1 protein-coding gene is annotated in these 588 nt (G+C 42.5%); it reads right to left on the minus strand.

The features are described from left to right. The coding region (locus I3255_RS13665; protein ID WP_238039295.1) for an iron-containing redox enzyme family protein at window positions 1–447 on the minus strand (447 nt) is incomplete at its 3' end. Window positions 448–588: the final 141 nt, after the last annotated feature.

Below are 588 nucleotides of genomic sequence, written 5' to 3' on the forward strand. Positions count from 1 at the left end.
ACCAATTCCAACACTAGTGCCTTCTAACACCCACACCATACCAAACAGCGCAAGTGGATTGTGGCGGTCAATATTGTGGTAGAGATATGAAATCATTAACTCAATAGGAGCTTCGACCTGCCCTACATTTTTGTTGTTGCGTACAGCTTCAACATCGCCGCCACACATTTTAATGTTACTCAAGATCCATTCTTGATGGCCTTTTTCTTCCTCAATGTACTCAGCAAGAGCTTCTCGTACCCATTCGTATTCATCAGATAGCCGACCACCACATGCCATTAGCAAAGGAACAGTGTGCTTGACGTGATGGTAAGCTTGCGTTAGAAAAGCGATATACATATCTAGGGAAATATTACCTTGTTTAACATCCTCGATGACTGGCGCTGTTAACATTGCTTGTTGAGCGACGGCAGTGCTTTGTTTGAGTTGTTCGAAAAATAAAGTCATAACCTTCTCCTTAAGAAGCCGTTAACTAAGATGCAGTTTGGAAAGACGTAATGTATTGCAGGAATACAAATCAATGCGTTGGAGCTTTTGCGCTTGCAGTGTTAATTCAGGCGTTGTGCTTGCTAATAACTGAGCCACATC

It is taken from the genome of Psychrobacter sp. Ps6 (genome assembly GCF_022129235.1).
Classification (GTDB): Bacteria; Pseudomonadota; Gammaproteobacteria; order Pseudomonadales; family Moraxellaceae; genus Psychrobacter.